The organism is Corallococcus terminator, from assembly GCF_049194865.1.
GTDB classification, from domain to species: domain Bacteria; phylum Myxococcota; class Myxococcia; order Myxococcales; family Myxococcaceae; genus Myxococcus; species Myxococcus terminator_A.
On sequence record NZ_JBLZWL010000088.1, the window covers coordinates 1 to 8235 of the forward strand.

9 protein-coding genes are annotated in these 8235 nt (G+C 70.1%); 3 read left to right on the plus strand and 6 right to left on the minus strand.

Annotated elements, in window-relative coordinates; all coding sequences use genetic code 11:
- The coding region (locus tag ACN469_RS27180; protein WP_498772281.1) for a lamin tail domain-containing protein at positions 1 to 1184 on the plus strand (1184 nt) is incomplete at its 5' end.
- A 56-nt stretch (positions 1185 to 1240) separates the two neighbouring features.
- On the opposite strand, the gene ACN469_RS27185 is transcribed toward ACN469_RS27180, so the two are convergent.
- A complete protein-coding gene (locus tag ACN469_RS27185; protein ID WP_498772283.1) occupies positions 1241 to 2389 on the minus strand; it encodes an AI-2E family transporter in 1149 nt (382 codons plus the stop codon).
- A 120-nt stretch (positions 2390 to 2509) separates the two neighbouring features.
- Between ACN469_RS27185 and ACN469_RS27190 the strand changes: the two genes are divergently transcribed.
- Positions 2510 to 2926, plus strand: coding sequence for a DoxX family protein (locus ACN469_RS27190; RefSeq protein ID WP_498772285.1), 417 nt, complete (start codon positions 2510 to 2512; stop codon positions 2924 to 2926).
- Positions 2927 to 2938: 12 nt separating this feature from the next.
- Here the strand turns inward: ACN469_RS27190 and ACN469_RS27195 are convergent, their stop codons facing one another.
- Positions 2939 to 4186, minus strand: coding sequence for a threonine/serine exporter family protein (locus ACN469_RS27195; protein ID WP_498772287.1), 1248 nt, complete (start codon positions 4184 to 4186; stop codon positions 2939 to 2941).
- Between the two features lie 151 nt (positions 4187 to 4337).
- On the opposite strand from ACN469_RS27195, the gene ACN469_RS27200 reads away from it, so the two are divergent.
- Positions 4338 to 5141 (plus strand): pseudouridine synthase, encoded by an 804-nt coding sequence (locus ACN469_RS27200; RefSeq protein ID WP_498772289.1) that lies wholly within the window; start codon positions 4338 to 4340, stop codon positions 5139 to 5141.
- Between the two features lie 4 nt (positions 5142 to 5145).
- Here ACN469_RS27200 and ACN469_RS27205 read toward each other — a convergent pair whose 3' ends face one another.
- The 4 genes from ACN469_RS27205 to ACN469_RS27220 form a co-directional block, all read right to left on the minus strand.
- A complete protein-coding gene (locus tag ACN469_RS27205; protein ID WP_498772291.1) occupies positions 5146 to 5727 on the minus strand; it encodes an RBBP9/YdeN family alpha/beta hydrolase in 582 nt (193 codons plus the stop codon).
- A gap of 16 nt (positions 5728 to 5743) precedes the next feature.
- Positions 5744 to 6568, minus strand: coding sequence for an aminotransferase class IV (locus ACN469_RS27210; protein ID WP_498772293.1), 825 nt, complete (start codon positions 6566 to 6568; stop codon positions 5744 to 5746).
- A gap of 21 nt (positions 6569 to 6589) precedes the next feature.
- Complete coding sequence (locus ACN469_RS27215) at positions 6590 to 7159, minus strand: anthranilate synthase component II (RefSeq protein ID WP_498772295.1); 570 nt, start codon at positions 7157 to 7159, stop codon at positions 6590 to 6592.
- Positions 7156 to 8235 (minus strand): anthranilate synthase component I family protein (locus tag ACN469_RS27220; RefSeq protein ID WP_498772297.1); only part of this gene is annotated, 1080 nt, incomplete at its 5' end. The genes ACN469_RS27215 and ACN469_RS27220, both read right to left, overlap by 4 nt.

The window sequence follows — 8235 nt, forward strand, 5'->3', positions numbered from 1 at the left end:
CGCGCAACGCGGAGGCGACCAGCCTCGTTAGTCGCATCCAGGCCAACATCCCCACGGGGGACTACCTGGTCATCGGCGGCGACTTCAACACCAGCAGCCGCTCCGAGGCGTGCTTCAGCACCTTCGCGCAGGTGGTCTCCACGGCCAGCCCGTACCCCGCGGACCGCAACGGCAACACCAACACCAACGCGGGCCGCAACAGCCCCTATGACCACGTGCTGGTGGACAGCGACTTGCGGCAGTACCAGACGTCGGTGGTCATCGGCGGCAGCTCGTTCGCCAACGGCCTCGTCGTGGACACGCGGGTGTACTCGCCCATCGGCGATTTGTCCCCCGCGGTCTCCGGTGACAGCGGCGCGTCCGGCATGCAGCACATGGGCATCATCAAGGACTTCCTCATCCCCAGCGACTCAGTGACGTCCAGCGTGACGGTGACGTCGCCCAACGGCGGTGAGAGCTGGACGACGAGCAGCGCGCGGACGATTACGTGGACGTCGTCGAACGTGACGAGCGTGCGGGTGGAGTACACGCTGAACGGCAGCACCTGGACGACGCTGTCGTCGAGCACGTCCGCTTCGACGGGGAGTCTGTCGTGGACGCTGCCGGCCACCGCGAGCACCACCGCGCGGGTGCGCGTGACGGACACGTCCAACTCCAGCATCACCGACACCAGCAACGCGACCTTCTCGATTGCGACGGGCGGCGGCGGCGGCACGGGCAACCTCATCATCAACGAGGTGATGGTGAACGAGGCCGGCTCCGACGTGAATGGCGAGTTCGTGGAGTTGGTCAACACCGGCACGGCGGCGCTGAGCATCGCGGGGTGGACGGTGTCCGACGCCGCGAGCGTGCGGCACACGTTCCCCAGCGGCACCTCGGTGGCGGCGGGCGGCGTGGTGGTGGTCTTCGGCGGCGCGGCGGGAATCCCGTCGAGCACGCCGGGCGCGGTGGCCGCGTCCACGGGCACGCTGGGCCTGTCGAACAGCGGTGACACCGTGACGGTGACGAACGCGTCGGGCACGGTGGTCGCCACTGCGACGCTGTCGGCCGCCATGGCCGGCACCGACGGAGTCTCCGCGAACCGCAGCCCGGACCTGGGGACGAGCGCGACCTACGTGCTGCACTCCAGCCTGTCCAGCCTGTCGTCCTCGCCGGGTCGGCGCGCGAGCGGCGCGTCGTTCTGACGAAATCGTAACACCGCGCTCCTCGCTCCGGACTGGGGCGGGGGGCGCGGAGGTCTTCAGTGGCTGTCGTGGGCCTGGGACGCGAGCGCTTCTTTGGGAGGCCCTCGGTCATCCTGGGGGCCGGGCGTGCTCGGGCTGTCGGGGCCGGGGTGGTTGCGGCCGTAGTCGCGCTCGTGGATGCGGACCAGGGCCAGGAAGAAGGCGACGATGAGCGGGCCGAGCAGCAGGCCCACCGTGCCGAACGCCGCGAGGCCGCCGAGCAGCGAGAAGAAGACGATGGCGCCGTGCTGGTGCATGCCGCGCTTGGCCAGGAGCGGCTTGACGATGTTGTCCACCAGCCCCACCACCACCGTGCCCCAGATGGCCAGGAAGAGCGCGGCCCAGGGGTGTCCGCTGAAGAACATGAGCGCGGAGGCAGCCAGCACGACGATGGCGGCGCCCACCGCGGGGATGAGCGCCATGAAGAAGGCGACCCCCGCGAAGAACAACGGCGCGGGCACCTGGACAATCAGGAAGCCGATGAGCGCGGCGAAGGCCTGCACGCCCGCGGTGGCCAGCGAGGACAGCAGCACCGCGCCGGACACGCTGCGGAACTCGCGCATGATCTCCAGCGCCTCGCCGCGCCGCAGCGGAGACACGCTCTCGATCCACAGCACCAGCTCCCGCCCGTCCGTGAGGAAGAAGAAGAGGGCGATGAGCATCATCACCGTCTGGAAGGCGATGGAGCCCGTGGCCGCCACCGCGCCCGTCACCGCGCGCGCCGCCGTGCCGCCCTGGCTGCTCACCTGCTCCTGAATCTTCTCGTCCAGGTGCGCTTCCTCCATGGGGAGCCGCTCCATCAGGCTCTCCACGCCCTGGCGCACCGGCCCTGGCAGCTTCTGCACCAGCCCCTCGACGCCCTCCTGCTGCACCGTCTTGGTGACGAACTGCGCACCGGAGGACACCTCGGCGACCACGAAGGCGGTGAGCCCTCCCAGCGGGAGCAGCAACGCGAGGACGACCATCGTGCAGATGAGGCCGGCGGAGATGTTCTTCCGCCCGCGCAGCTTGCGCGTCAGCCGGGAGTGCACGCCGTAGAACGCCCCCGCCAGCACCGCGGCCAGGAAGATGCCCTTGGCGAAGGGCTGGACGACGAGCGCCAGCAGCACGATGGACAGCAGGATGAGGCCGGTGAAGACGCGCCGGGCGGTCTGCTCGGATGCCATACCCGTGAAGTTAGGGCCGGTTCCGTGGGAGGGAAGGGGGGAGCGGCCCCCACGGCTGCCTGGCAGGTCTTCAGCGGAGAAGACTTGGGCCCGGGCCCCAGGCGGCTAGAGTGCCGCGCCATGCCGGCTTTCGAATCGACTCAGTTCACCTCGTGGCTGCTCCAGGCGCTGTGCTCCGCCTTCCTCGCCGTCCTGTTCCTCCAGTCCGGGCTCGACAAGGTCATCGACTGGAAGGGCAACCTGGGCTGGCTCACCGGCCACTTCGCCAAGAGCCCCCTGCGGGGCGTCGTCCCGTTGATGCTCGGCGTCATCACCTTGATGGAGCTGGCCGCGGGCGCCCTCAGCGCCGCCGGACTGGTGGCGCTCATCGCCACGGGCAGCGCGACGCTGGCCTTCTGGGGCGCGCTGGTGTCCGCCGTGTCGCTGGTGGGCTTGTTCTTCGGTCAGCGCATGGCCAAGGACTACGCGGGCGCGGGCGGGCTGGTGCCGTACTTCCTGCTGTCGCTCGCGGCCATCTACTTCACGCGCCTGGGCTGAGGCGCGCGCGCTTCAGAGCACCTTGCGTGGCGGGACGAGCGCGTTGGCGGACAAGAGGCCCGCCACCAGCGCCACGGCGACCATCAGCATGTTGAAGGCCGTGTCGACTCCCGCCACCACGTCGCGTTCCAGCAGTGAGGACAGGCTGCGGAAGCCCACGCTGCCGGGCACGAGCAGCATCAGCCCCGGCACGACGATGGTGACGGACGGCTTGTTGCGCAGCCGCGCCAGCGCGTTGCCGCCGATGCCCAGCAGCAGCGCGCCCACGAAGGCACCGAGCTGCGGCCCCAGCAGCTCCGAGCCCAGCCGCGCGCCCGTGAAGGCGAAGGTGCCCGCGGCGGCAATCCAGCCCCAGTCGCGAGGGCGCGCCCGGAACAGCACACCAATGGCCACGCCCGCCACGGCGAGGGCCGCAGCCTGGGTCCATGCGGGCAGCGCGGCGACGGTCGGCGTGATGGGCGGAGGAAGCAGCTCCGACAGCCGGCTTCCCAGCGCGACACCGAAGCCGAGCTGGAGGAAGACCACCGCCGCGCCCGTGAGTCGCGAGGTGCCGGAGATGAGGTGGCGCGTGGCCAGCTCGTTGAGGGCCACCGTCAGCGTCAGGCCGGGCAAGAGGACGATGAGCCCCGCCAGCGTGGCGATCTGAATCGACAGCGGGCCGATGACGCTCGCGGCGAGGACGGCGAGCGCCGAGGAGAGGATGGCGGCGACAGGCTCCAGCACTCGCGCGGTGGAGGGCTGTCGCTGCGTCACCACGCTCAACAGGCCGATGAGCAGGCTGCTCACCGTCGCCACTCCTATCTCCTTCAGCCCACCGCCGAAGAGTCGAGCGCCCGCTCCGCCGGCCAGGGCCCAGCAGAGGACCTGGAGCACCGGGCCGAAGCGCTGCGGACGCGCGAGGATGGCCTCCACGCGCAGGGCACCCTCGGCGGGCGTGAGGCGCGCCTGGATGACGTCGTCGGCGAGCACGTCCAGCAGCGTGAGCCGCTCCAGGTCCATGTCGCCGGGCTCCACGCGGATGAGGCTGGTGCGCAGCGCTTCCGGTGGCCCGAAGGACGCGAAGAGGGACGTGGGCGTGGAGAAGAACCGGCCCTCCAGGCCCAGGCGCTCCGACACGCGCTGCATCAGCCCCTCCAGCCGGTGCGCGGGGGTGCCGTAGCGGTGCAGCGCTTCGGCCAGTCGCAGCGTGAAGGCGACGGACGGCCCCGAGGGCGGCGGGAAGTGTTGGAGCGAAGCGGCGATTTCAGGAGGGACGGCCACGGCGGCGCAATGGCAGAGGCGCCCGGGTGGAGTCAAATGGCGTGGCCGTCACGTCCGCCTGTCCGCCGCTTCTCCCCTCGGAGAACACGTGCTCGTTGGTTCTCCAAGGTGGACATGGGATGTCGGGGTGACGAAGGGAGCTGGCGAGAGGATGGCGCGAAAGAGCAAGACGCCCCGGTGGCTGGAGGCGGCGCGGCGCAGGGGGGCGGAGGCCGCCGAGGAAGGACGCTCGGACTGGCTGGCGCGGGCCCTGGGGCGGGCCGGCGTGCTGCCTCGGGCCGACGCGGAGGTGGCCATTCGCGCGGGGCGGGTGGAGGTGGAGGGGCGTGTGGAGCTGGAGCCCTTCGCGCCGGTGCGGCCCGGGTGCGTGGTGCGCGTGGATGGACGGGAGTGCTCACTCGCGGCGTCGACGCGGGTGTTGATGTTTCACAAGCCCGCGGGGCCGGTGGTGCACGGCTCGGACCCGGAGGGTGTGGGCACGGTGTTCGAGCGCCTGCGCGCGGTGCTGCCCGAGTCCCTACAGGGCTTCGAGTGGTACGCGGTGGGGCGGTTGGACCGGGACACCACGGGGCTGTTGTTCTTCACGAATGACGAGCGGTTCGTGCGACACGGCACCGCCCCGGAGACGCATCTGCCCAAGCGTTATGTGGCGCGCGTGTCGGGGCGGCCCGGAGCGGCGGCGCTCCAGCGACTGCGAGAGGGCGTGGAGCTGGAGGATGGGCTCACGCGTCCGGCGGAGGCTCGGCTGCGAGAGCCGGACGTGGTGGAGTTGACGCTGACGGAAGGGCGGCACCATCAGGTGAAGCGGATGCTGGCGGCGGTGGGGCATCCGGTGCTCACGCTGCACCGGGAGGCCGTGGGCACCGTGGTGTTGGACGTGGCCGAGAGTACGTGGCGCGCGCTGCGGGACGAGGAGGTCTTCGAGGGGCTGGGCTTTCGTCCGGACGAGTCCTGAGCGCCTACGGTGTGGGGCGCGTGCCGAAGCGCGACAGCAACGCCTCCTGCACGGCGGGCTCGCGCGGGTTGTTGAAGTGCCGTCCACCCGGGACGACGATGACTTCGGCGCCGAGTCGTTCTTCCCAGAGCTGGCGGTTGCGACGCCAGTCGGAGGTGAACGGGTCTCCATCCGACAGCACCACGACGCAGTGGCCCAGCGCTGCGCGGACGCGAGCGAAGTCGATGGGCGTGTCGAGCCAGGGCCGCAGCGAGCCCCACGTCTTGTCCACCTCGAACCAGCCCGAGACGAGCACGGCGCCCTCCACGCGGTGCCCCTCGGGCATGGCGGCGAGGTAGCGGAGGATGGTCTGACAGCCCACGCTGTGGCCCAGGAACACCGTGGAGGGCGGAGGCACTGGCCCCAGCGCGCGTGTGAGCGCGGACACCCAACCCTCGATGGTGGGCGCGGCGGGCTCGGGCATGTCGAGCGTGACGATGGAGTCGAAGGGCTCCGGAGGCTGACGCAGCCGTTCCTCGAGCCAGGGATAGAAGTCGGTGTTCGGACGTCCTGCCCAGCGGTGAACGACGACGAGGGAACGGCTCATGGCCGCTCAGTCTGCCTCAACCCTCGCGCGACGCCATGGCCAGGACGTGCTCCCTGATTCGCGCCGCCAGTGACAGGCTGTCGGGCAGGGCCCGGCCGAGCAGACGCGTCACGCCCGTGGCCAGCACCGCGGAGTTGGTGAAGACACAGGCCCGCGCGTCAGAGAGCCGCGTCAGTGGGATGACATCTTCGCGCACGGGTACGCCGTCGATGTTGCCCGCGTCCAGGAGCACCGCTCGGATGATGCCCGGCAGACACGGTGCATCCAGCGGGGGCGTGATGAGCGCGCCGTCCAGGAACACGAAGAGGTTCGCGGTGGGCAGCTCGCACGCGTGCCCTAGGTCGTTCGCGAGCAGCGGGGCGCGCTGCATGAGTGAGAACTGGCGGAAGTACGACAGGCCCTTGTGGTTCGGCAGTGGCTCACCGTGTCGGTAGGCACTGGCCTCCACGGTGTCCACGGTGCGCCCTTCACGCTGGAGTCGCTCGGCGTCCGGTGCGGGAGGCCTGAAGGTGAGCAGGAGCCGACCGTCGCTCGCGGTCAGCTTGCCGATGCCCGTGAAGCGCGGCCCGAGTGCCGGGTCCGATTCCAGGCAGCGACGGAGGGAAATCCTCACTGCGTCGGAGTGGAGCAGCTCGGACGGCGGCGCGCGGACGGCCTCCGGGAACGCCGCGAGGCTCGCGGTGAGACGTTGCAGATGCCGGGAGAGAAAGCGCGGGGCTCCGTCGTCGATGCGGAAGGTGGTGAAGAAGCCCGCCCCGAAGAAGAAGCCCTGGGCGAAGTCGTGCAGCGGCAGGTCTTCCCAGCGCCGCACCTCGCCATTCACCGCCACCGTGGAGAACATGCGTGCGGGCTCCGTGATGCCTCAGCGCCGAGCCGCCAGGAAGTTGGCGAGCAACCGGGGACCGTGCGTCGTGAGGAAGGACTCGGGATGGAACTGCACGCCTTCCAGCCCGGGCAGCTCCCGGTGACGCATTCCCATGATGAGCCCTTCGTGCCAGGCCGTCACCTCCAGGCAGTCCGGCAGGTCCTCACGCTCCACCACGAGCGAGTGGTAGCGCGCGGCCGTGAAGGGTCGAGGCAGCCCGTGAAAGATGCCCTGCTCCTCGTGCTCCACTTCCGCCGTCTTCCCGTGGACAGGCACGGGCGCGCGCACCACCTTCGCGCCGAACACCTGTCCGAGACACTGGTGTCCCAGACACACGCCGAGCAGGGGCACGCGTCCGCCGAAGGCGCGGATGACGTCCAGGGAGATGCCCGCGTCCTCGGGTGTGCCCGGGCCCGGGGAGATGACGATGCGGTCGGGCTGGAGTGCCTCGATGTCGGCCACGGTGATGGCGTCGTTGCGCACCACCTTCAAGCGCGCGCCCTGGGCTCCGAGCGCCTGCACGAGGTTGAAGGTGAACGAGTCGAAGTTGTCGATGAGGAGAATCATCGCGCGCCTCTGTTCGCGGAGAGGGCGAGGAGCTGCGAGCGCGCCTTGTTGAGCGTCTCCTTGTATTCCTGGCGCGGCTGCGAGTCGTGGACGATGCCGCCCCCCACCTGTGCGTAGGCTCGGCCGTCCTTTACGAGCAGGGTGCGGATGACGATGTTCAGGTCCAGGTCGCCGGTGAAGGACACGTAGCCGAGCGAGCCGGTGTAGAGGCCGCGCGTGTGAGGCTCCAGCTCGGTGATGAGCTGCATGGTGCGAATCTTCGGCACGCCGGTAATCGTCCCACCGGGGAACAGCGCGCCGACCACGTCGAGCGGCTCGATGCCCGGGGCGAGCTGGCCTGTCACCTCGGACTCGATGTGGAGGACGTGGGCGTACTCGACGATCTCCATCAGCTTCGTGACTTCGACGGAGCCGTAGGCGCAGACGCGTCCGAGGTCATTGCGCTCCAGGTCCACGAGCATCGCGTGCTCGGCGAGCTCCTTCTCGTTGGTGCGCAGCTCGTGGACGAAGCGGGCGTCCTCCTCGGGGGTGCCTCTGCGACGGGTGCCGGCGATGGGGCGGGTGATGGCGCGGCCCTGCTCCACTCGGACGAGGCGCTCCGGTGAGGCGCTCACGACGTGGAAGCCATCGCCTTCGAGGTAGCTGGCGAAGTGGACGGGGTTCGTGGCGGAGAGCGTCTCGTAGAGCGCGAGCGGCTCGCCTGGGAAGTCGACCTCCAGGCGCTGGGAGAGGTTGACCTGATACGTGTCTCCGGCGCGGATGTACTCGCGCACGCGCTCCACCGCGTCCAGGTAGCCCTGCCGCGTGAAGTTGGAGCGAGGCTCCACGGTGGAGGTGCTCGGGGGTGACGGGGGTGCCGTGGGGACGGCTCGATGCACATGGGCTTCGAGTGCGTCCAGTCGTCGTGCGCAGTCCTCCCAGTCGGAGCCCGTGGCGATGGCGAGCAGGTGTCCTTCGAGGTGGTCCACCGCGAGGAAGGTGTCCACGAAGGACAGGGCGATGTCCGCCACCTTCAGGTCATCGTGGGGATGTCGGGGGAGCTTCTCGAAGTAGTGACTGGCCTCGTAGGCGAAGAA

Bases quoted from the DNA above. Each gene is read 5' to 3' on its own strand.
- ACN469_RS27185 (WP_498772283.1), bottom strand. From the start codon at position 2,389: ATGGCATCCGAGCAGACCGCCCGGCGCGTCTTCACCGGCCTCATCCTG.
- ACN469_RS27190 (WP_498772285.1), top strand. From the start codon at position 2,510: ATGCCGGCTTTCGAATCGACTCAGTTCACCTCGTGGCTGCTCCAGGCG.
- ACN469_RS27200 (WP_498772289.1), top strand. From the start codon at position 4,338: ATGGCGCGAAAGAGCAAGACGCCCCGGTGGCTGGAGGCGGCGCGGCGC.
- ACN469_RS27205 (WP_498772291.1), bottom strand. From the start codon at position 5,727: ATGAGCCGTTCCCTCGTCGTCGTTCACCGCTGGGCAGGACGTCCGAAC.
- ACN469_RS27210 (WP_498772293.1), bottom strand. From the start codon at position 6,568: ATGTTCTCCACGGTGGCGGTGAATGGCGAGGTGCGGCGCTGGGAAGAC.
- ACN469_RS27215 (WP_498772295.1), bottom strand. From the start codon at position 7,159: ATGATTCTCCTCATCGACAACTTCGACTCGTTCACCTTCAACCTCGTG.